The organism is Arthrobacter sp. D3-18 (assembly GCF_054408525.1).
Genome location: NZ_CP096440.1, coordinates 3,974,685 through 3,996,586 on the forward strand (window position 1 = coordinate 3,974,685; position 21,902 = coordinate 3,996,586).

At 60.2% G+C, this 21,902-nt stretch carries 24 protein-coding genes, 1 tRNA gene and 1 other RNA gene; 20 read left to right on the forward strand and 6 right to left on the reverse strand.

Annotated features, from left to right (window positions below; genetic code table 11):
* The first annotated feature begins 51 nt into the window (after positions 1-51).
* The 14 genes from M1D89_RS20535 (at position 52) to M1D89_RS20600 (ending at position 12,381) form a co-directional block, all read left to right on the forward strand.
* Positions 52-399 carry a hypothetical protein gene (locus tag M1D89_RS20535; protein WP_498646484.1) on the forward strand — a complete coding sequence of 116 codons (348 nt, stop codon included), beginning with the start codon at positions 52-54 and terminating at the stop codon, positions 397-399.
* A gap of 50 nt (positions 400-449) precedes the next feature.
* On the forward strand, positions 450-839 hold the full coding sequence (locus M1D89_RS20540; protein WP_498646485.1) for a hypothetical protein: 390 nt from the start codon (positions 450-452) through the stop codon (positions 837-839).
* A gap of 19 nt (positions 840-858) precedes the next feature.
* Positions 859-4,512 (forward strand): peptidoglycan DD-metalloendopeptidase family protein, encoded by a 3,654-nt coding sequence (locus M1D89_RS20545; RefSeq protein ID WP_498646487.1) that lies wholly within the window; start codon positions 859-861, stop codon positions 4,510-4,512.
* A 12-nt stretch (positions 4,513-4,524) separates the two neighbouring features.
* On the forward strand, positions 4,525-5,517 hold the full coding sequence (locus tag M1D89_RS20550; protein ID WP_498646489.1) for a phage tail family protein: 993 nt from the start codon (positions 4,525-4,527) through the stop codon (positions 5,515-5,517).
* On the forward strand, positions 5,514-6,638 hold the full coding sequence (locus tag M1D89_RS20555) for a Gp37-like protein (protein WP_498646491.1): 1,125 nt from the start codon (positions 5,514-5,516) through the stop codon (positions 6,636-6,638). The genes M1D89_RS20550 and M1D89_RS20555 overlap by 4 nt, the downstream gene beginning before the upstream one ends.
* Positions 6,638-7,651 (forward strand): hypothetical protein, encoded by a 1,014-nt coding sequence (locus M1D89_RS20560; protein WP_498646493.1) that lies wholly within the window; start codon positions 6,638-6,640, stop codon positions 7,649-7,651. Before M1D89_RS20555 ends, M1D89_RS20560 begins: the two co-directional genes overlap by 1 nt.
* A complete protein-coding gene (locus tag M1D89_RS20565) occupies positions 7,648-7,947 on the forward strand; it encodes a hypothetical protein (protein ID WP_498646495.1) in 300 nt (99 codons plus the stop codon). Before M1D89_RS20560 ends, M1D89_RS20565 begins: the two co-directional genes overlap by 4 nt.
* Complete coding sequence (locus tag M1D89_RS20570; protein WP_498646497.1) at positions 7,944-8,171, forward strand: DUF7620 family protein; 228 nt, start codon at positions 7,944-7,946, stop codon at positions 8,169-8,171. Before M1D89_RS20565 ends, M1D89_RS20570 begins: the two co-directional genes overlap by 4 nt.
* Positions 8,168-8,554: a putative phage holin gene (locus M1D89_RS20575; protein ID WP_498646499.1), complete on the forward strand. Its 387-nt coding sequence runs from the start codon at positions 8,168-8,170 to the stop codon at positions 8,552-8,554. Before M1D89_RS20570 ends, M1D89_RS20575 begins: the two co-directional genes overlap by 4 nt.
* A complete protein-coding gene (locus M1D89_RS20580) occupies positions 8,551-9,159 on the forward strand; it encodes a M23 family metallopeptidase (protein ID WP_498646501.1) in 609 nt (202 codons plus the stop codon). Before M1D89_RS20575 ends, M1D89_RS20580 begins: the two co-directional genes overlap by 4 nt.
* A gap of 9 nt (positions 9,160-9,168) precedes the next feature.
* Complete coding sequence (locus M1D89_RS20585; protein WP_498646503.1) at positions 9,169-9,549, forward strand: hypothetical protein; 381 nt, start codon at positions 9,169-9,171, stop codon at positions 9,547-9,549.
* Positions 9,549-9,818 (forward strand): hypothetical protein, encoded by a 270-nt coding sequence (locus M1D89_RS20590; RefSeq protein WP_498646505.1) that lies wholly within the window; start codon positions 9,549-9,551, stop codon positions 9,816-9,818. Before M1D89_RS20585 ends, M1D89_RS20590 begins: the two co-directional genes overlap by 1 nt.
* A 64-nt stretch (positions 9,819-9,882) precedes the next feature.
* Positions 9,883-10,473: a hypothetical protein gene (locus M1D89_RS20595; RefSeq protein WP_498646507.1), complete on the forward strand. Its 591-nt coding sequence runs from the start codon at positions 9,883-9,885 to the stop codon at positions 10,471-10,473.
* 12 nt (positions 10,474-10,485) lie between these two features.
* Positions 10,486-12,381: a right-handed parallel beta-helix repeat-containing protein gene (locus tag M1D89_RS20600; protein ID WP_498646509.1), complete on the forward strand. Its 1,896-nt coding sequence runs from the start codon at positions 10,486-10,488 to the stop codon at positions 12,379-12,381.
* Here M1D89_RS20600 and M1D89_RS20605 read toward each other — a convergent pair.
* The 3 genes from M1D89_RS20605 to M1D89_RS20615 all read right to left on the reverse strand — a co-directional run bounded on the left by M1D89_RS20605 (position 12,378) and on the right by M1D89_RS20615 (position 14,500).
* Positions 12,378-13,496 (reverse strand): acyltransferase family protein, encoded by a 1,119-nt coding sequence (locus tag M1D89_RS20605; RefSeq protein ID WP_498646511.1) that lies wholly within the window; start codon positions 13,494-13,496, stop codon positions 12,378-12,380. The two genes, M1D89_RS20600 and M1D89_RS20605, sit on opposite strands and share 4 nt — an antisense overlap.
* 150 nt (positions 13,497-13,646) lie before the next feature.
* A complete protein-coding gene (locus M1D89_RS20610) occupies positions 13,647-14,069 on the reverse strand; it encodes a hypothetical protein (protein WP_498646513.1) in 423 nt (140 codons plus the stop codon).
* 167 nt (positions 14,070-14,236) lie between these two features.
* Positions 14,237-14,500 carry a MerR family transcriptional regulator gene (locus M1D89_RS20615; RefSeq protein WP_498646515.1) on the reverse strand — a complete coding sequence of 88 codons (264 nt, stop codon included), beginning with the start codon at positions 14,498-14,500 and terminating at the stop codon, positions 14,237-14,239.
* A 67-nt stretch (positions 14,501-14,567) separates the two neighbouring features.
* On the opposite strand from M1D89_RS20615, the gene M1D89_RS20620 reads away from it, so the two are divergent.
* Both M1D89_RS20620 and M1D89_RS20625 read left to right on the forward strand, forming a co-directional pair.
* Positions 14,568-14,765, forward strand: coding sequence for a helix-turn-helix domain-containing protein (locus M1D89_RS20620; RefSeq protein WP_498646518.1), 198 nt, complete (start codon positions 14,568-14,570; stop codon positions 14,763-14,765).
* Positions 14,762-15,001: a hypothetical protein gene (locus M1D89_RS20625; protein WP_498646520.1), complete on the forward strand. Its 240-nt coding sequence runs from the start codon at positions 14,762-14,764 to the stop codon at positions 14,999-15,001. The genes M1D89_RS20620 and M1D89_RS20625 overlap by 4 nt, the downstream gene beginning before the upstream one ends.
* Position 15,002: 1 nt before the next feature.
* On the opposite strand, the gene M1D89_RS20630 is transcribed toward M1D89_RS20625, so the two are convergent.
* Positions 15,003-16,133: a tyrosine-type recombinase/integrase gene (locus tag M1D89_RS20630; protein ID WP_498646522.1), complete on the reverse strand. Its 1,131-nt coding sequence runs from the start codon at positions 16,131-16,133 to the stop codon at positions 15,003-15,005.
* 100 nt (positions 16,134-16,233) lie between these two features.
* Positions 16,234-16,318 (reverse strand) — tRNA-Ser (locus tag M1D89_RS20635).
* Positions 16,319-16,623: 305 nt separating this feature from the next.
* Between M1D89_RS20635 and M1D89_RS20640 the strand changes: the two genes are divergently transcribed.
* Positions 16,624-16,947, forward strand: coding sequence for a hypothetical protein (locus M1D89_RS20640; RefSeq protein ID WP_498646524.1), 324 nt, complete (start codon positions 16,624-16,626; stop codon positions 16,945-16,947).
* A gap of 11 nt (positions 16,948-16,958) precedes the next feature.
* Here the strand turns inward: M1D89_RS20640 and M1D89_RS20645 are convergent, their stop codons facing one another.
* A complete protein-coding gene (locus tag M1D89_RS20645) occupies positions 16,959-17,447 on the reverse strand; it encodes a hypothetical protein (RefSeq protein ID WP_498646526.1) in 489 nt (162 codons plus the stop codon).
* 444 nt (positions 17,448-17,891) lie between these two features.
* Between M1D89_RS20645 and ffs the strand changes: the two genes are divergently transcribed.
* The 3 genes from ffs (at position 17,892) to recR (ending at position 21,898) form a co-directional block, all read left to right on the forward strand.
* An RNA gene (ffs, locus tag M1D89_RS20650) (signal recognition particle sRNA small type) lies at positions 17,892-17,988 on the forward strand.
* A gap of 34 nt (positions 17,989-18,022) precedes the next feature.
* A complete protein-coding gene (locus M1D89_RS20655) occupies positions 18,023-21,265 on the forward strand; it encodes a DNA polymerase III subunit gamma and tau (RefSeq protein WP_498646528.1) in 3,243 nt (1,080 codons plus the stop codon).
* A 33-nt stretch (positions 21,266-21,298) separates the two neighbouring features.
* Entirely contained in the window at positions 21,299-21,898 is a 600-nt protein-coding gene (recR, locus tag M1D89_RS20660; RefSeq protein WP_017198356.1) for a recombination mediator RecR, read from the forward strand.
* The last annotated feature ends 4 nt before the right edge of the window (positions 21,899-21,902 follow it).

A 21,902-nucleotide genomic window follows, 5' to 3' on the forward strand; every position in this document is an offset into this window, starting at 1 on the left:
CCGTCAAATACCCATCAAGTAACCCGACCACCACCACCCGGAGGTATCACCATGGCTAACGACAAGCCGACTATTCACCTGTCCCTTTCCGCTCTTGAGGCTGAGGTTTCGAAGCCGGAGGCGTTCGTGCTCGCACTCTCTGGCGGCAAGCGCATCACCTTCCCGGACCTTTTCGACATGCCAGCCGATGAGGCAAACGAGTTCTTCAAGGATCTTGAGCAGACCGGCCAGAACGATTTCTCCTTCTTGGAGAAGTGGCTCACCCCGAAGGACTTCGAGGCCTACAAGGCTGAGAAAATCCCGCTGCGCGTCCACGCCGCACTTATCCAGCGCGTCATGGACTACTACGAGCAGACAGTTGGGAAGCCGGGGGAAGGGCGCGCCTCTGCGAGCTCCTAACCCGCTACCGCCCACAGATCCGCGCCGACCTCGCACACGAGTACCCCGGCGTGGATCTGGCGGAGTGGTTCCGGGCTAAGCGGTGGGTGGCGTTGCTCGAGTTGATCGACATGCTGCCCGCCGCTAGCCGGCTCAACGAGGCTATAGCGAACGACCCTGAAGCGGCTAAAGCGATTGCTGAAGCGAACCAGGGCAGAGAGAGCGAGCCGTGGACGCCGCGCACCGCTGAATGGGATCTCACAGCCACGTTGCTGAGTGACATCTCGAACGGCATCAAGGTACTGACCGCGGCAACGATCAAGGTCAACGGCGGCAAGCCTGGCGACGTGAAGCCGTTCCCCACCCCCAAATCTGAGATTCAGGCGGCCATGAAGGCTGCCGAGCGTGAATGGGCTGTGCAGTTCGCCAGTCAGTTTGGTTTCTCCGCGGAGGACCTGTGACAACTCAATAGGAGGCACCGTGCCCGTCATCGGCGTAGCTGAAGTTCTGGTCAAGCCATCGTTCAAGGGCGCTCAGCAGAGTGTTGCCCGCGAGATGGACGGGATCGCCGAGAGTGCGGGGCAGTCTGCAGGGTCCAAGATGGGGGCGGCCCTTGGTGGTGCGCTGAAGGTTGGCGCTGTTGCTGTTGGTGGCGCCGCTATCACCGGCCTCGGCGTGGCACTGACCAAGGGCTTTGGCCGACTGCAGGCCATCGAGAACGCAAAGGCCAAACTGACCGGCCTTGGTCACGATGTTGAGTCAGTGACCAGCATCATGAATGACGCCATGGCCTCGGTGAAGGGCACTGCATTCGGCCTGGACGAAGCTGCCGCAGTTGCGGCCGGGGCTGTAGCTTCTGGCGTGAAGCCAGGCAAGGAACTTGAGCGCACTCTCCGGCTGACTGGTGACGCTGCGACCATTGCCGGTGTTGGCATGGGTGAAATGGGTGCGATCTTCAACAAGGTCGCTTCATCGAACAAGATCCAAGGCGATGTTATCGCGCAGCTAAACGACGCTGGTATCCCCATTGTGCAGCTCATGGCGAAGGAACTTGGCAAGACCGCTGAGGAAACCGTCAACCTTGCCTCTGAGGGCAAGATCAACTTTGAGATCTTCCAAAAGGCCATGGAGAACGGTCTTGGCGGGGCGGCGCTGAAGTCGGGCGATACCCTGCAGGGCGCGTTCAAGAACACCATGGCCGCGGTCGGGCGTATCGGCGCGAGCCTCCTGTCCGGGGTTTACCCCCGGATTCGTGAATTCTTTTCCGGCGCTATCGAGTGGCTGAAGCCCTTGGAAGAGGGCGCGAAAGTCGCGGGTGCCGCGGTTGGCGAGTTCCTCACTAAGGCCATCGACGGCGCGCAAGGTCTCTATGATCTGATCGTCAAGGGCGACTACACCGGCAAGCTCGCGTCAGCATTTGGGTGGCAGGAAGATCACCCACTCGTGGACTTCCTCTTCAAGGTCCGCGACGGTGCTGTCGGCCTCTACGACCTGCTGGTCAAGGGCGATTACACGGGCATGCTCCGGCGTGCTTTCGGTTGGGAAGAGGACTCCCGCGTTGTGGACTTCCTCTTTACCGTTCGGGAGACCGTGCTGAAGATCCCTGACGCTTTGAAGAAGCTCGTTGACGGCGGCAGTGACGTTGCTAAATCGCTGTGGGACATGCGTGTCCCCATTGGCATTATCTCTGGGCTGATTCTTACGGCTCTCATCCCGCACTTTGTTGCGCTCGGTATCGAGGCTTTGAAATCAGCCGCTCAGCAGAAGCTTGCTTGGTTCATCTCTCAGGGTGGCGCTACGAAGGCTGCTTTTGTGCACTCGTGGGCTGTGACTGTCATGGTCGGCGGTTGGGTGTTGATGGCTGCCCAGGCAACTATCAACGCGGCGAAGATCGCTGCTGGCTGGTTGATTGCTATGGGCCCGGTTGGTTGGATCATCGGCATTATCGCGGCCGTTGTGGCTGCGTTTGTGTGGGCTTACAACAATGTCGGCTGGTTCAAGGACGGCGTCGACGCGGCCATGCGCTGGATCGGCGAAGTTGTCACCAACGTTTTCAACTGGGTGCAGGACGTCATTCGTGGCGTCGTTGACTGGTTCACGGGGACTGCCCTCCCTGCTTGGGATGCTGCGATTCAGGCTATCGGCGGGTTCTTCAACTGGTTGTGGACTGGTGTTATCAAGCCGGTCTTCGATGGTATCGCTGCGGTCATCTCATGGGTCTTCAACTCGGTCATCAAACCTGTTTTTGATGGGATCTCCGCGGCGGTCAATGTCGTCGGCACCATTTTCAACTGGCTTTACCTGAACGTCCTGAAGCCTATGTTCGATTCGGCGAGCGTGATCATCGGCGGGTTCTACCTGTTCTTCCGCGGCATTTTCCAGCTCGTCGTATCGGTCATCATGAACATCATTGTTCCGGCGTTCCAGTCCTTCTGGGATCAGATGGTGGCGGTGTTTACGGGTATCGGCACGACCGTTGCTGATTGGTGGAACGCTGCGGTTGCGATTTTCAACGCGGCTGTGACTTTCGTTCATGATGTTCTTGCTGCAGCGTTCACGTGGCTGTATGACAACGTGATCAAGCCTGTGTTCGATCTGATTGGCACAGCGGCTACGTGGTTGTGGAACAACGTGCTGAAGCCAACGTTTGATTCGTGGGTTTGGTTCTTCACGAAGGTCATCCCGGACGCGCTGAACTGGTTGTACCTGAACGCGATCAAGCCAGTCTTTGACGCTATCGGGTTCGCGGTCAATTGGGTGTGGCTGTACGTGTTGAAGCCGGTCTTTGACGTGTGGGTGAACCTCTTCACGGTGATCATCCCGAACGCGTTGAACTGGCTCTACACGAATGGCATCAAGCCGGTGTTTGACAACATCGGCACTGCGATCAAGACAGTTTGGGACACGGTCATCAAGCCGGTGTTCGATTTCCTCACTAAGGCAATCAATGAGGAAATCCCGAAGGCGTTCGAGACCGGCGTTGCTGCGGTCAAGAAGGCCTGGGACACCATCCAGGACATCGCGAAGGCGCCAGTGCGGTTCGTGGTCAATACGGTCATCAATGATGGCCTGATTGGCGCGTTCAATACTGTTGCTGGGGCCCTTCCGGGTATCGATAAGTTGCCCAAGGTGGCGCTGCCTGCTGGTTTTGCTGACGGCGGTTACACGGGCGATGGTGGCAAGTATCAGCCTGCGGGCATTGTGCATGCTGGAGAGTTCGTGTTCACCAAGGAGCAGACAGCCCGGGCTGGTGTTGGGAACCTTTACGCGATGGCTAAGGCTCTGGCTGGTTACGCGAAGGGCGGCTTGGTCCGTCCGATCGGTAGCGCCACTGTTTCTCAGCCGTTCCATGGTGGTCACAACGGCATTGACTTCGCTGCACCGACTGGTTCGCCTGTCGTTGCTGCTGGTCCGGGCCGCGTGTCTTCTGCTGGCTGGTCATCGTATGGCGGCGGTAATGAGATCCACATCGATCACCCGAACGGGTTGCAGACCTGGTACGCGCACTTGTCGTCGTTCGCGGTGAAGATGGGCCAGATGGTCACGGCCGGATCCAAGATCGGCGAGGTTGGTTCTACCGGTAATTCCACTGGCCCGCACTTGCACTACATGGTGCTGAACGGTGGATGGCCGAACTACAAGAACCCTTCCGAGTACCTGGATGGTGGCGGCGAGTCTGGTTCTGGTGGCGGGTGGAGTTTCGACCCGATCGCTCCGATCATCGACGGACTTGTTTCTCTGTTCAAGCTGACCTTCCCGGCTGGCGGCATGATGGCTGACCTTGCTATCGGCGTCGGCAGGAAGGCCTTGACCAGCGCGTCAGACTTCTTGACTGGTAAGGCTGGGAAGAGGCCAGAGGGTGGTAAGGACAGCATGGGCTCAACGGGGCTGCCGTACCTGCATGACAACGGTGGCATCTTGAATCCTGGGCTGTCGCAGATCATGAACGCGACCCGCAAGCCGGAATACATCCTGAACGACAAGCAGTGGGATACGGCGTACCGGGCAATGCAGCAAGCGCAGGGCCCGGGCGGGTTCAACAACTACGGCACGATCCATGTCCGTGATGAGCACGAGTTGGCCCGCATTTACCAAAGGGAACAGCGTGACGCGCTTGCTCTTTTCCCGGTCTAAGTAAGGAGTCTCATGGGTATCAGTTATGCGATTCCTTACCGGCCGCCGGCGCCTGCTGCGAGTCCTTGGACGCGGTTGCGGATGACGTGGACGGCTAAGGGTGTGACGTGGCCGTTGACTAGCCCGGCATCGGGGTTGTTCCTGATGCCGGGCATCCGGGGGCTTGGTTCGGTCACCACGGAGCGGCATGCAACATCGTCGCCCGCGGTGGCCGGTTCCAAGCATGAGGGCATTTCGGTTCTTGACCGTGAGGTGTTCTGGCCGGTCCATATCTTCTCGGATGGCCGTCTGGATGAAGAGCCGGGTTCTGTTACTTGGATGGATCGTGACCGTGCTTTCTGGCGGGGCATGGACCCGAATGACACGGGCGTTTGGGAGGTGCATCTTCCGGATAGCACCAAGCGGCGCCTGCGGATCCGTTTCCGTGACGACGGCGACCACACAGTCACATACGACCCGATGAAGTACGGCTGGCAGTCGTACGGGCTGAAGTTCATTGCCGAGCATCCTTTTTGGGAGGGTGATCCGGCTGTGAGGTCTTGGAAGAACGGCGAGTATCAGCCGTTCTACGAGCCGAACGGCCCGCACATGTTCAACATCGGCTCGGGCGCTGAGATTTCGGAAGCGACCATTGACAACCGTGGCGATGTCGAGTCGTACGCCCGTTGGTTCATTGATGGGGAAACGACGGAGGCTGCGGTTGGCGTGGATGGTCTGGTGGTTGAGGTTCCGTTTGATGTTCCGGAAGGCAAGTGTCTGGTGATCGAGTCGGAGCCTGACCTTATTGGGGCCACCATGTACGACGTCGTCCCGGGCGCGCCGAGTAAGCCGTCTGAGCGGGTGATTGGTGTGGACATGGTGAACCCTGTGGATCGTTCGGCGGATCTGGGTGAGGCAGACTTCGCGCCTATCCCGGCAGGTACCCGTGTTCCACTGTCCCTGTCTCTTGCTGGTACGGGCACGGTTGAGGCTTTGTTGCCGTCGTTGTATCGGAGGGCTTGGTGAGTGCCTTCCGGATCAGTGTCTATGACAAGGATCGTTTGTTCCGCTGCCAGATCGGTAACCCGTCCGCACTTTCGGTGACTGTTCGGCACAACCTAATGGGAACACTGGCAATGACTGTTCCGCTGAGTCACCAGCGTTTGCCGGAGCTCATGACCGATGGCGCCCGTGTGGTTGTGAAGTTCAAGGGTGAGCACTTGATCTCTGGGCCTATCACGGCTGAAGAGGGCGAGACGAACGGTGTGGACGGGCATGTGACGTTCACGGTTGAGGATGACTTCCGCGTGTTGCGGGACATCCTTGGCTGGCCGGTCCCTGGCGCTTCTCTCACGGGTCAGACTGCGGAGTACCGGACGTATACGGGCAATGCGGAGACGATCATCAAGACCGCGGTGCAGGAGAACGGCGTCAACCGTCTTGCTGTCCCGGGGTTGACGGTGGCAACCAACGCGAACCGCGGGGCTGTGGTCCCGGGCGGTGTGCCTCTCCGGATGCATCCGCTCATGGATCAGATGTTCCCAGCGCTCGAGCAAGCCGGTATCGGCGTCACGGTCAAGCAGATCGGAACTGATCTGGTCCTTGACGTGTATGAGCCGCAACTGTTCCCGCGGAAGCTGTCTGTAAAGGGCAGGACGCTGAAGACGGTGAAGTGGACCCGGACCCGCCCTACGTCGTCCCGCGTGGTGGTGGCTGGGCAGGGTGAGGGCGTTGACCGTAAGTTCCGGCAACTCATCGACACGGCCCGGGAAGCGCAGTACGGGATGCGTGCTGAGACGTTCCGGGATGCCCGCGATGACAACACTGATTCGGTGTTGGATGCCCGCGGACAGGAAACCCTGGACGAGAACGGGCCCAAGAACGGGCTGTCCCTCGACCTTGCCGGCACTGGGATCTTCCAGTACGGCGGCCCGGGCGGTTTCCGTCAAGGTTCCCGAGTGCCGGTGGACATCGGAACAGGCCTGATCATCACGGAGACCATCCGCGAAGTGACCCTCAATTGGGTCTCCAAGGATTATGCGAGCGTCCAACCCTCCATTGGGGAGATAACTAATCAGCCTGCGCGGATCTTCGCACAGCGACTTGCTGCCTTGGGTAAGGGGCAGCGGAACCAGGAGCGTCACTGATGCCAGTGGAATTCACATCCCGCGGCTATGACACCACGCCGGCGAAACCGTACGGCGAAGGTGCATGGTCTGGCGCACACTCAGACACCCCTATTGGCTCTGCCCGTTATGGCGTGTTCAAGGCCAATGACTGGAAGGTGAGCATTGTCGCGGGGGCTACCCGTACAGTGTCGATCTCTCCGGGCGCTGGCCATGGGTGTGGCGTCACGGATCACACTTTTGAGAACGAGACTCTGGATTTCCCGCCGTCAGCATCGGGTACCCGCTGGGATACGGTGGCTGTCCGGCGTGACTGGAACCCTACAGCTGGTGAGTCGAAGTTTGTCATCATTCCGGGCGGATCCACAAAGGCTGTCTCCGGCGCACGCTTGTCCGGTCCTGGCAACATAGATGATCAGCCCATCGCGTTGGTGCCGATCATTGAGAACCAGACCCAGCCGGGCGAGATCGTGGACATCCGTTGCTGGGCTTCCAACGGCGGCGTGTACGCGAAGGATGTTCTTGCCTGCCAGTACCTTGGCCAGCTTGGCGCGATGGTCACTGTGGGCTACGAGCAGTACCAGTACATCCTTGGCGATAATGATTCGCCTGCTTGGGTGAATGTTGGCGGTGTGATGCGCGGCCCTGTGCCGCTGACATTCGATACTGCCACGTACCGGCAGCAGGGCACGTGGATGAAGAACACTGTCAAGGATGCAGCTGTGTCCCGCATCGGCCGGCGAGTGGAGCTGCAGGGTGGTTTGGCAAACGAGGTCGCCATCCACTACGACAAGCGCGACATCAACAAGCCGCTGACCGAGTACACGCTGGCCACGGTGCCGCCGGAGTTCGCACCCAAGACTCCAAGCGACATGCTCACCCCTTTGCTGGTGAACGCTTACCAGTGCGATGTCCGGGTGACGCCTGGCGGTGAAATCAAGATCAGCTTCAAGACCGGCGTTGGCAGCCTGACTAACAAGGTTGCCGCCGGTGACATGGTCTTCATGCTCGGCGGGCTGGGGTGGTACGTGTGATTGACGGCATCCCCGCGTGGGTGGGTTTATCCAGTCCCGTGGCGGCCACGCTGGCAGTATTCTGGCTGGTCTTCACGGGGCGTCTGGTTACCCGCGCATCTCACAACGACGTCGTCCAGGTGTACGAGAAAACACTTGTCCGGACGGAGAGCGACCGGGACGGCTGGAAAGCATCCTCGGAACGCAAGGGCGATACCATCGCCGTCCTGACCAAAACGAACGCGGAGCTCATCGAGACTGCCCGCACAACAAACCATGTCATGTCTTCGCTTCAGGAGGCAGGTGGCACGCCGTGAAGTGGTTCAAACGAAGCCAGCCGCAAGTTCCGCAGCTTAGCAACCCGGATCCGGAGCCGTTGGCCAAGGACCTGGCCGAGGCAGCCCAAATGCATGTCATCGCTGAACGGCAGGCGCACACAGCCGCCATCGCCGTGCGAGACCTACGCCAGGTGAACATCCGTAACGGGTTCGCGCCGGCCATCGAAGCATCAATCATCAGGAAGTTGGGTGGGGCCACATGAAGAGGACCATCATCAAAGGCATCATCGGTTCCTTGGTAGCGGCGGCCGTTCTGACCGCTTATGGGTTGCTTGGCATCCCGGGCCTGTACATCGGGTATGTGGCCGGATCTTTCTGGGTTGCGTTGCCGATCATCTACTGGGTGACGGCTCCGGACTGGTGGCGGACGCGCACGGGCCGGGCGCTGATGATGCTGCTGGGTTCCCTTGCGTCCTTGTTCATCCTGATCATCACTAGCGGCTTGTTTGGGGCATCCCCGCTCCGCGAGATTCTGCGGCTCGTGATTTACAGCGCCGTTCTGGTGGCCGCCGTCCGGCTGGCCATCCTGTTCTTCCAGCTTCGGATAAACGCGGACTGGAACTCTGACAAGAGGGGCCAACCATGAGCTTAGTTCTCTACGCTCCTAGCCGGGGCCCTATCACTCAGTGGTACGGGAACATGCAGCCGGATGGGATGCCGCACGCTGGCCAGGATTACGGCTACACGGACGGTCGGAACGTTTACCCGGAGGTGTATGCGGCCGCTGATGGTGAGGTGTTGTTCGCTGGTGACAGTCGTGACCTTGGGTGGCCGAACCCTTGGTACCTGAACCCGGATTTCGACCGTTCAGACAATGTTGACCAGTCCGCCGGCAATGTGATCATCCTTGGCCACAAAGCTGGCGGGGCGTCGTTCATCGCCGATACGGGTTACGGGCACCTCGAGCGGTTCCTTGTCCGTAAGGGTGACTGGGTTGCCGCTGGTGAGCAGATCGGAGTGAAGGGCAACACCGGCTATTCGTTCGGGAAGCATCTGCATTTCTTCCTGATGTTCCGGCCGTACAACTACAACACCAACACGTACGGCTGCAGCAATCCGAATCCGTTTATCACGGCGGGCGGCATGTCCATCGGCCCAGCGGGCGAGGTTACCAAGCCGGCCATGCCTCCCGCCCCCATCTACACGGCGGATCAGCAATTCTTCATCGACCTCGGAATCCCACTCCCGTAAGGAGCCATCATGGCCGAACGACCATCACAGAAAATGTCCAACCAGCAGAAGATCGACTTCCTTGTTGATTCGATCCTCACGGGCGGCGATTCCATGGACGGCACAAACTCGCTGCAGTTCCAGATCAAGCACGCCCCACTTGATGCGCTCAAGGCTCTGGTCATGGATTGGGGCAACTACGAAACTTCGGTCATTGACCAGCTGGTTTTCACGGCTAAGGCGATGGACCGGGTTGAGGCGCGCCAGGTTGCACAGAAGTCCGTTCTGGATCAGATCGCCGCGGCCGCCAGCAAGGGCGCCCCGGTGATCATTGATTACGACGAGATTGAGCGGCGCATTGCTGCGAACATGCCCACCTACGTCCCCAAAGCAAAGGAAGGTGACAACTGATGTTCACTTCCATTCTCCGCACCATCATCCCGGCTTTGTGGGGTTCGTTCATCGCGTGGGCCATTGGTCTTTTGCCGGTCCTTGAGCCGCATCGTGAAGCACTGCTTGAGTACGGCACGCCACTCTCTGCCATTGTCGCGGCTGTCCTGATCGGTGCTTGGTATGCGTTCTGGCGGTGGCTGGAACCGCGGCTGCCTGACTGGCTCACACGTGCTGTCCTTGGTTCCGCTAAGACACCTGCCTATGAGGGCAAGCACGCAGCCAAGTAACCCGCCCACTTTTCCGGGGCGGACCACTCAATGGTCCGCCCCACTGTATTTAAGGAGCCCCACTGTGGCTGATTACCCGATTGGGATGGAACTGGTTGTTGACCCGGACAACCCGATGAATGTTGTGGTGAACGGTTCGGTGGGGATCTACGCGCCGGAAGACACGGCAGGTACCACGTTGCTGGCGTTGAAGGACGCGAATGGTTTCCCGCTCGCTAACCCGTTGACGTCAAACGCTTACGGATTCCTGCCACCATTCCTCGCACCACTCCCACAGGTTCGTTGGATCTCCGGCGAGTTCACAGGGTTCTACAACTCATTCATTGGCCTGCGTGATGAGGCGGTGGCGGCGAAGAACGCAGCACAAGACGCGCAGGCTGAGGCGGCGAGTGCTGGGGCGAACGCTGCCGAGGTGGCGCAGGAAGCACTGTCCGGGGCTGTGGGTAACGCCCAGGCTGCCCAGTCCTCAGCGACCATCGCCGCGGCCGCAGCCGCAGCAGCACAAGCCGCCGCGGAAGCAGCAGCAGCGGCGTCATCCGGTGGCGGTGTAGCTGTACACCCGACAGACCCTGACCGCTTGATTATCAGCACCAAGAATGACGGCACGGTGGTCGTGAAGCCCACTGATACTGACGTCCTCACGATCACCACTTAAGGAGCAGCCAGCATGGCAACTCGCGATGTCCCCACGCTCGACGGCTCCGGCCGGATCTTTGACAAGCACATCCCACCCCGCCTCCAAGACGCGGCACTGAATGCCACTTATGGCCCAGATGCAAGCACGTTGAAGAACGTCTTTGGCCGTTCGATCAACGTGCTTTCTAAGGGCGCGGTTCTTGACGGTGTCGCTAACGATGCGCCCGCGTTCCAATCCGCCATCAACGCTGCCGCCACATTTGGGCTCAGCGTCTACTTCCCTCCTGGAACCGCGAAACTCGGCACAAACCTGATTCCAAAGACGGGAGTCACGATTGAGGGTGAAGGCGGGTCTTCCGTATTCACCTCGTCTTCGGAAATCGGGGCTGCAATTGCCAACCCCACGGGCAACCTGTCTGACTTCACGGTCCGGAACGTCACCTTCAAGGGCGGGGCAACCGATCTAAACCAGCCGCGCCGTCGCGACCGCCCAGTTTCATCCTCGTTCTCCCAAGCGATCCGCATTATCGGCTCGGGATACAACGGCGTAGTGGCCGGAGACCCTACGGTGTACCCGGTGATCAAGAACATCACCTTGGACAACATCCGCATCGTCAACACTAAGACGCTGCCGTTCTACTTCGCGGGCATCCAGAACGTCACCGTGCGGGACTGCTTCATCCGCAACTGCATGGACCCCGGCTTTGTGTACGTGGACGGTGTGGACTTCTCCCACAACGTTGTCGAAAACTCGGCCGACAACGGAGTGTCAGTCTCCCGCAAGTGCCGCAACGTGGTGATTGCCGATAACGTCATCCGCGGCACGGCCCACTACGGCATCTGGTGCGCCGGCTTCCACTCCGACGTTGACGGCGGTATTTACGCTCCCGGTCCAGAGAACTTCACCATCACCGGCAATACCGTTGAGGACTCAGGCAAGGGTGGTATTGCCCTCAGCGATGCACCCAAGCATGGTGTAGTCAGCGGAAACGTCATCAGCGGCGTCACCAACGGCAATCAGGACTACCCCTCAGTCAATGACGGCGTCGGCATCTTCATCACCGGATACCCCAGCTCCTTGGCTGATCCCACAATCGTCGCTGAGGACATCATCATTAGCGACAACATCATCAAGGGCGCCCAGAGGAACGGCGTGGGGATCCGCGGCGCGGTCGATATTGTGCTGGACAACAACACGTTCCTCGACATCGGTGTTGAAAACTTCGTTGCAGACTACCCCTTGGGAGGAATCGTTGGGGGAACCGCAGTTTCACCAACCTCCACCAGTTACAACTGTGGGATCATCACGTCAGGGTCGGGCATGAATCGCCTGACCGTGACGAGCAACAGGTTCATCGATACCAGGGCAACGCCGCTGAGTAACTATGCAATCCCGGCAAACGTGCGATCATCTGCTGGCTTCTACGGTCGGGACAATCGGTCGATTAACTACAGGCAGCTACTTGGAGCGACAGGCACTGAGTTTGGAGAGTCTGGGGCTCTCGGGTACAGGGTTGTTATCAATGCAGCCGCAAACCAAAATAAGGACTTGGTCTGGCAAAACGCTGGGGCGGACCGGTGGATTGCGCGCTCGGCGTCCACCAACGCATGGCAGCTCAGTCGCCGCCTGTCTGATGGCTCGCAGGGATCGGTGCCAATCTCCGTGAACTGGTCCAACGGTGAGGTGACCTTCGGGGATCCAGTGATCCTAAATCAGGGAGCCTTTATCCAGGATGGCAAGGATCTGACAATCGGCACGGGCACAGGCTCCAAGATTGGCTTCACCAACTCGAAAATGGGCTTCTACGGAGCTACACCTGTTGCAAAGCCGACCGCCACACCCGTCGCTGCCACGGACGCAGCCACGACGCAGGCGCTAGTCAACGACTTGCGTTCCAAGTTGATAGCTCTCGGGCTGATCGGCTAGTCCCGCACCGCCAAATGGCGTGGCGCACCGATACGCGGAGCTTCGGCTTCGACCACCGAGGGGACACCCTTGAGGGCTTTGTATCGGTGCGCCACGCGATGGCCCACTTTGATCATGGGCTTTTCGATTGCAATGTGCAGCGCCCACGCGATAGCTATAGACGCAACGAGACCTACAATCGCCGTTACCACCGCCCAGAACGGCCCACCTTTGGGAACTACCATTTCGGCCCCGTTGATCCCGAAATTATGAGTCAGGTAGAACACATATGAAATTTTGCCTAGGAATACCATCGGCTTGGCCGCTAGCCAGCGGATACCCTTGGTGGTCGTGATGACGATGCCAGTCAGCACGAGAGTGGCGACCAAGCCGTAGGCCACATACAGGGACCGTTCTGGCAGGATCTCGCGAGTACCGAACTGCATCACGAGCAGAATTCCGCCGGTTATAGCAAGTACCCACCCTTTGCCAAGGAACTTGATCCTGTCGTACCAAATCTTGTTGTTGAGCATGACGGCAGAGATGCATCCGAGCGCAATTAGGGCGTAAGGCTGGAGGATAGCGCCAGTCGCACCGAGTATGGCGGTAGCGGCGAACCCTGCGACCATGATCGAAAGCGCGAGCAGCCTGGCGCGGAACTTCCAAGCCAAAATGACGAAGCCGAGAAGGGGCCACACGAGGTAGAACTTTTCCTCAATGCCGAGAGACCATGCCCCCGCAAACGGGACGCTCACAGCATCTCCGCGCATCAGCATCGGGCGCTCGGGGAAGAAAAGGACGTAGAACGGCAATGTCTCAAGGAACGCAGACTTCCGGTTGGACTGCATCCCAAGGCCCAGAATCAGTACGACATATGCGGCGAGCACTGCGAAGTAGATTGGGTAGATCCTAAACAGGCGCCGAACATAGAAGCTCTTGAGATTGAGACGCCCATTTTTGGCTTCCTCGCGGAGTGCTAGCGTCGTGATCAGGTACCCGCTCAGGACGAAGAAAATCGTAACGCCTGCCCCGCCGTGCAGTGAATGCCAAAACGGGTAAGACAGGTGAACAGTGAAGACCAACAGGACTGAGATGGCTCGAACGCCGTCCAGTTCTCCAAAGTACTTACGCTGCAAGTAGGACGCGTGATCGAGCACGGCAGACCCCCAGTTTGTGCCAGTGAATGGCCTAATTGTATACGGCCCATAAGACCGGTATTGTTCCCCAACGTAATAGAGCCCCATCCTCCATGTGAGGGTGGGGCCCTACTGTTGTTTCCTGAAGACTTACTTGGCGGTTATCCCTGAAAAAATGACTGGCAACGCCCCGGAAGACGGGCCACTCGGGTTGACCTCCACAGTTAGCGCAGAACCAGCCGGGGCCCAGTATGTGTCCGCGACTTTCACCAGAGAACCAGGAGTTATCTGCTTCGGCAGTTCCGCCCGAGTCGTTCCGCCCTGATAAAGAGTTGGTTGCTTGGCTTGGTATTTGTCAGCACCATAGAACACGTTCAACGGGACGGCTTGCAACTGCACAGCCTCACCTCCGGTATTGCGATATTCAAACTGGATCACGACCGGAATCATGTCAGGCTTTGGATCGCTGCCAATTTCTGAGGCTTCTGCTATTCGCGTCCCAATGAATGTCACTTCGATGTCGTTCGAGGTCTTTCCAGACTTCGACTGAGCAACGTCAACCTCCACAGGCATTGGAGTGGGCGTGGGAGATTCACTGACTGTGGCTGGCGGCGCGGAGACCTCAGATGAAGCGTTGGGCGCCGCGCAGGAGGTGGCGAAAAGAACGATGGCAAGTGGAACGAAAAGACGCCTCAAGATAAACCCCCAAGAAAGTGATGTTTTGTCAGTACATTCGTAGGCTATCGCCTATCCCCTGTATCTCTGCTTGTCAGGATGCGTAGAGCCTCATTGATACGGTTCTTGTCGTATGCACGCGTCCTCTGGTTGTTGCCTGCGATGATCTGAGCTATCTCGTCTTGCTGGGCCGGCGAGAAGCGGTAAAGCCTTCCGATGCGGTCACAGGGCCACACCCCGTCCATGACCTTGCGCCGCACGGTGTGATCGCTGAGCTTGTACTTAGCGGCCATCTCCTGCGTAGTGGCGTACGAACGTTCATCAGCCATGGTTACCTCCAAAGGGTGCGGACACTCTCCGTAGAAGGGTACGCGGCCAGTGCGTACCCTAGAGGCCATGACAGTTCCGAAACTCGCCCTTACGTGGGAAGAAGCGGCCGAAGCCAGCGGGTACAGCGTGCGAACCCTAAAACAGGCTGTTTATGATGGCAACCTCATGGCCCGCTATGCCAACACCAAGGCGGTAATCCGCGTGGAAGACTTGGCCAAGTGGTTGGACGAGCTGCCAGCAGAGCCTCCGAGCCATCGGGCATGAGCGGCACGGCACCCATATTCCGGACTCCTGAAGAGGTCGCCCCCGAGTTGGGGATGACTAAGACAGAATTGCGGCGGTACTGCCGCGAGTCCGGGCACTGCACGCGACTCAGTAAAAACCGCATCATGCTGCACGCTGACGACGTCGCCAATATCATCGCCTGGGTGCGGCAACGAAAGGCCAAAGCAGCGGAATGGTGGACGGACCCGGAACCGAAGAAGGACCCCTTTGCCTGAGTCAGGCCTCTAAGGCTTTCTCCGCAATGTCGATTGCCCTGAAATGGGCGTCCGGGACTAGGTGAGAGTATCGGTCAATCGTGGTCTGGATACTCTCGTGACCGAGCCGCCTGGAGAGCTCATAGATACTCATCCCGCCAGCCAGCATCAGCGATGCATGCGTGTGTCGCATGTCGTGAATCCGGGGACGGTCCTCTTTCGGGTATGCCAAGGCTTCCACAGCTTCGTTCCAGAATTGCCAGAAAGTCGCATGACGAATCGGCCCATCATAGGTGGTCCGGAACACGTGTTGGCCCGGCTTGGTGGCCTCGACCAGCGGCCGGACGTCACGGACGAACGACGGCGGGAGGCTGATAGTGCGTCTGGATTTCTTGGTCTTGGGTGGGCCGATGTAGAACCGGTTGTCACCGTCACGTTTCCATGCTCGCTCCACGCGCACAGAGGGGGTCGAGCTGTCTAGCTGGAAGTCGTCTGCGTAGAAGGCCGTGACCTCTCCAAAACGGGCTCCTGTGGCGCGTAAGCAGGCCACAAACACTTGGTATCGGTCCCGGTGTGCCTTGACAATGTCAAGCGAAGCCTGCGCACTCATGAAGTACATCTTCTCTTCGGTTGCATCATCCTTGGGCAGCTTGATTCCACGACAGGGGTTGTCAGCCCTGCGCTTGAGCCGGATAGCTGTTTCCATGGACGCGGACAGTAGCCCATGGTGGTTGGCGATCGTCTTTGCGGAGAGCGGCTTGCCCTTGTAAGTGGTGGCCTGCATGTACTTGATCCACAGCACCACGTCTTCATGCTCAACGGCGGCAACTGGAAGCTTGCCAAGACGCTCGCTGAAGTAGTTCTCAATCGCCGCCCCATACCGCTTGATCTGATCAGGTCCAGCGCTTGTCAAAAGCTCAACATGGCGCTGCAAGTTCTCGGCAACAGTCGGGCCGCCGACAGATACCTTCTCAAGGATCTTCTCTACGGCGCTAAGGGAATTGCCATTGGCCTCAACCAGCCGCTTAAAGCGAAGCGCCTCATGCTCGCTGTCCCACGGGTAGGACGTCTGCTTGCCCGTGTCAGAATCTCGCCATAGAACGGCGTGGGACGTGGTCCCATCTGCTCGTTTGCGCTCTCGGATGCTTGCCATGTGAGCACTGTAGCGCCTACCTCTGTCAACAAAAGGCACCTGCGCGTCAACACAGAAACAAAAAGGCCCCTAGATCGGCTAGATCTAGGGGCTCTTTCAGCGGAGAATGGGGGATTTGAACCCCCGAGGGCGTTAACCCAACACGCGTTCCAGGCGTGCGCCATAGGCCGCTAGGCGAATTCTCCTTGCTTCCGATTCGAAAGCAGATACTACTGTACCTGAGAATTTCGGCATCGTGTAATCGGGCTAAAACGCCGCCTTTGGACAGCCTCTGAGAATCGCTCCTTAACGGAAAAATGGACGCCCCCAACGCGCCCATTCTTGCGGTATCACCGTTGAGCTGCCGGGTCCGGCCCCTCGCTCCCAGGCCCCGCAGCTCACAACCTTGAGATTGCCCCAATCGGTGTACATACCCATGGTCCGCTGCGGTGCGGCGATTTGCAATGGTTGAGACCTGTTTGTAGCCGAAGTTTGTTGACAGGATGTGCTTATGGATCAGCTCCACGCCTTGGTTGCCTACGTTCCTGAGACACATATCGAGGAGGTTCTCCTGGCCATAGGCGACGCAGGCGCCGGGCGAATCGGCGACTACTCCCACTGCGCCTTTACTTCACCAGGCACTGGCCGCTTCACGCCGCTGCCTGGGGCGCGCCCCTTCATGGGCGAGGCGGGGATTGAGGAGCAGGTGCCCGAAACCCGGATTGAGTGCGTTGTGGAGGAGGACATGCTCGACGGCGTCGTACGGGCTCTGCGGGCGGCACACCCTTACGAGGAGCCGTCTTTCATGACGTGGCCGGTGAATGGCTGGCGGTGATGGGTGCCAGGTCAGGCGAAGATGGGCATTCGCCCGGCTGCCAATTCTCCATTGATCATTGCGATCTCGTCGGCGGACAACAGCCTTACATCCTCGCTGACGGCATGGCTCGAGACTGTTGCCCAGATGACGACGTCCGACCAGCACCAAAGCGAGACTCCCGCCTGAATGGCCGGACGAGGGAATGGAAAGGCCGCTTGCCGCTGGCCAGCAACCCAATGAGCCACGGCCTGTCGCGTTGTTCCCAGCCGCTCGGCAATCTCACCCCTCGTGACATAGTCGAAATCAACGGCTTGAACCTCTCCACCGAGATGACGAACCTGGTCAACCACCCGATGGGCGGCCTCCGTGCCGCTTGCGGCATCCTGCAGGACAGTCACATAGGGCACTTCAGAGAAGCGAGACACGATCGCATCAAGCTGTTCCACGAGCAGGTCTTCAATCGGCTCGGGAAGTTCCCCCAAACGGAGACGTACTTCGAAGGGCTGCTCGGTATTCATAGTCTTAGAATATTCCAAACTGTTGACAAGTGACAACAGCTACCGCCGCCCTCTGAGTAATTCATGCTGACCCGGGCACCGACGTGCGTCGCGTAGAAGGATCTTGGCTCGCTGGGTCGAATTCCTGGGAGTGCCGTCAACTCTCAACTGCGCTCCGTTAGATCCACTTGTACCCCTGCCGCCTCAGCCTCCATCCGGAGACCGCCAGGACACGAACCACAGCGAGCACGTCCTTGTGAATCTCGCCGGACACATCTTTGGGGTCCATCCACTCCCCACTACCCATCCCGCACCATAGCCACACCCTTTCCGACGAACCCCTCCTGCAGTACGAGGTTTACCAGCCAGCCCCGACAAGTGAGAAGGCCAGCCATCCGCCGTCGAGCCTTATCCACAGCCCTTCCAGCCGATTCGAACCCCAACCCAAGTTCGGGTAAGCTTGTCGACGGCCCCTCATGTGGCGTCATCCTGTTGAACTCCCCCAGGACCGGAAGGTAGCAAGGGTAGATGGGCTCTGGCGGGTGCATGAGGGGTCACTTACTTTAACTGTCAGTCCCTATAGGTAGGTTTCACTTGTGACTGTTACAACTGCCCTGTATCGAAGGTATCGCCCGGACTCTTTCGCGGACGTTATCGGGCAGGAACACGTCACGGAGCCGCTGATGACGGCGCTCCGCAAGAACCGCGTGAACCACGCCTACCTCTTCTCCGGCCCCCGCGGTTGTGGCAAGACCACCTCCGCGCGCATCCTTGCCCGCTGCCTGAACTGCGCCGAGGGCCCCACTGACACCCCCTGCGGTAAATGCCCCAGCTGCATCGAACTCGCACGCGGTGGCTCCGGCTCGCTGGACGTGATCGAGATCGACGCCGCCAGCCACGGTGGCGTGGACGACGCCCGCGATCTCCGCGAACGCGCAACCTTCGCCCCGGTCCGGGACCGCTACAAGATCTTCATCATTGACGAGGCCCACATGGTCACGTCGGCCGGCTTCAACGCACTCCTCAAAATCGTCGAAGAGCCGCCGGAACACATCAAGTTCATCTTCGCCACCACGGAGCCGGACAAGGTCATCGGGACCATCCGCTCCCGTACGCACCACTACCCTTTCCGGTTGGTGCCGCCCGAGCCGCTCATGCAGTACCTCGAGCTCCTTTGCCAGCAGGAGAACGTTCCTGTGGCTCCCGGCGTGCTCTCGCTCGTCATCCGAGCCGGTGGAGGTTCCGTTCGCGACACCCTTTCCGTCCTGGACCAGCTCATGGCTGGCGCCGGTCCCAATGGCCTGGATTACGAGCTCGCTGTCGCGCTACTCGGCTACACGCATGCTTCCTTGCTGGATGACATCGTCGATGCCGTGGCTGCGGCCGATGCCGCCACTGTGTTCCGTGCCGTGGACCGCGTCATCCAGACCGGTCACGATCCCCGGCGTTTCGTCGAAGACCTCTTGGAACGATTCCGCGACCTCATCATCGTCCAGGCGATGCCCGAGAGCGCACAGGCCATTCTTCGCGGCATGCCAGCAGACCAGATCGCCCGGATGCGCAATCAGGCTACCAACCTGGGCGCGGCCGAGCTGTCCCGGGCGGCGGACGTCACCAACACCGCGCTCACTGAGATGACCGGTGCTACGTCGCCGCGCCTTCACCTTGAGCTGCTGTGCGCACGCATCCTCCTGCCCAGCGCCGAGCAGACCGAGCGGGGCATCGCTGCACGCATCGACCGCGTGGAACGTCGCCTGAATTACGCGGGCGACGGCGTCACCCCGGCTGTTGCTGCTGCCCCACCCTCGGCTGCGGCTACTACGGCTCCGGCACCTGCTGCGCGGGAACGAGCGGAAACTCCGGCTGCCGCGGCCACCCCGCCTGCACCCACCGTTTCCCAGCAAGCACCCGATGCAGCACCAGCCGTGCCCGAGCAGTCTGCGCCGGGGAAGTCCGCGGGCGAGCAGTCCGCGCGCGAGCAGTCCGTGCCCGTGCCGTCCACTGCAGATCATTCCGCTGCTGTTGCAAGGGACGCCATCACAGCTCCGCGGGTATCCACCAACGATTGGCCCGTGGAAGACCGCACGGCTGCTGGCCGCGCGCAGCAGGCTGCCGGATCGCAGACTCCTCCGCGCCAGGCGCAGCCAGGGCCGGCAGCACCATCAGCTGAGGCGGCCCATCAAGCACCGGCCGCACAACAGGCACCCGCGTCAGCACCGCAGCCCGCCGCTCAAGCTTCGGGGCCTGGAGGCAGCGGTGATGTGGAGGCTCTGCGCCGCGCATGGCCTGATGTCCTGCAAACACTGACCAAGATCAAGCGCAGTACCTGGGCGCTCGTGGAACCGAATGCCCAAGTGGCCCAGTTCGATGGCCAGGTGCTGACTTTGGCCTTCACAACGGGCGGCCTTGCAGGTGCGTTCGGACGTGCGGATCACTCCGAGAACCTTCGGCAAGCGATCCATAAGACCATAGGCATCGACTGCCAGATCGTCGCTGTCGCTGGCGGCAACAGCTCAGCGAGCTCTGAGCCAAACCCAAAAGCACCTACTAGCCGGGAAACTCCGGCTGCTTCAGCACCAGCGGGCGCCCCGACGTCGGCTGGTGCTGCACCTCCCGTGGCAACAGCGGCAGGTGGCACGTCAGCGCCCGCGGAAACAGCACCAACACCGGCGCCGGTGTCAGCTGTCGACTCCGCATGGGGTCTCGCACCCGCTTCCGCGGCAGTCGCGTCCCCCGCTCCTGCACCAGCCGCATCCGCATCCGCGCCAGCAGAAGCACCCGAGCCATCGGTGTCCACCCCTGCGCGAGCAGAGCCCGGCGTGACCGTAGCTGCCCCGGCCCCAGTTGCACCGGCACCGGCAGCGGTTGTGCCAGCACCCGCGCCGGCTGCCTCAACGCAAGAACCGCCAGCCCCGGCGCCAGCCGCCTCAACTCCGGCCGCTATCCCGACGCCAGAGCCTTCCGGCGACTACTCGTACCCTGATGACGATTGGGGTCCGCCGCTCGACGAGGATGCACCGCCGCTGGATGAAGAGCCTCCGGCGGATTGGGAGCCACCGGCGGACTACCGCCACACGAGCTCCCAACCGAATACTGCTGTTGGAAGCCAGTCCTTCCCGACGCGCCAGTCGTCGGAAGCAAGCGTCGCGCCGGTCAAGCAAGCATCAGTAGCATCCTCCACGTCCACGTCGTCAACAACCTCGACCGCCCCGGCGAACAGTGCCACAGCTAAGGTGGCCGACGATCCGTGGTCGCGCGCAGTCGAGCAGGCGCCGGGAACCTGGGTTGTGGGCACGGAGTCCAACGTGGGCAAGCAACCCGCGCAGGACACCGAAGAAAGCGCCCCCGCAACTGACACCCCGGACTACGAACCGGCCGCGGCGCAAGTACCGGCGCAGGCAGCGGCGTCCGGAACCTACGGCCACCCCACCAATGCCGAGGAGAACCCGAGCTCCAGCTGGGACGTCGCACCGGCGTCGAGCTGGCCTGGAACGCAACAAGCAGCCGCCCCGGCCGTCTGGCCGTCTTTGGCGTCTCAACCCGAGGAAGCGCACGGCTCCGTTGCGACGCTCGAGGAGGCTGCGCCGTCGGGTAATCCCAATGGCCGTCAGAGCCTGTACCAGCGGTTGACGAACAGCCCTGAAGCCCAAGCGGGCCGTGTCCAGGCACCGGTGCGGACCCAAGCGAAGCCAGAGTCAGTCGCGGAGGACATTCCCAGCCCGGAAGACGAAACCATCGAGGAATCCCGGGTCTTTGGGCGCGCCGCGGTGGAGCGTATTCTGGGCGGGAAGCTGATTGAAGAGCGCGCCTTGGACGGTTCTCCCCTACAACCCCGCTGACTCCAGCATTGATTTCAACCTAACGAGGACATTGTGTACGAAGGTGCAGTTCAAGAGCTGATTGATGAGCTCGGCCGGCTTCCCGGTGTTGGGCCCAAATCAGCGCAGCGCCTGGCGTTCCACATCCTTGAGGCGGATCCCGAGGACATGAAGCGGCTGGTCACGGCCATCACCACAGTCAAGGAACGCGTGAAGTTCTGCAGCGTCTGCTTCAACGTGACCGAGCAGGAGACGTGCAACATTTGCCGCGACCAGCGCCGCGATCCGTCGGTCATCTGTGTCGTTGAGGAGTCCAAGGACGTCCTGGCCGTCGAGCGTACGCGGTCCTTCCGCGGCCGCTATCACGTGCTGGGCGGTGCCATTAATCCCATCGCGGGTATCGGCCCTGAGCAGTTGCGCATCCGTGAGCTCCTCACACGCCTCAATGACGGCGCCATCCAGGAAATCATCATCGCCACGGACCCGAACCTCGAGGGCGAAGCTACGGCTACTTACCTTGCCCGCATGCTCAAGTCGATCGGCATCACCGTAACGCGCTTGGCATCGGGCCTGCCTGTGGGTGGAGACCTTGAATACGCCGATGAAGTCACCTTGGGCCGCGCGTTCGAGGGCAGGCGCAACGCGCTGTTGTAATTTG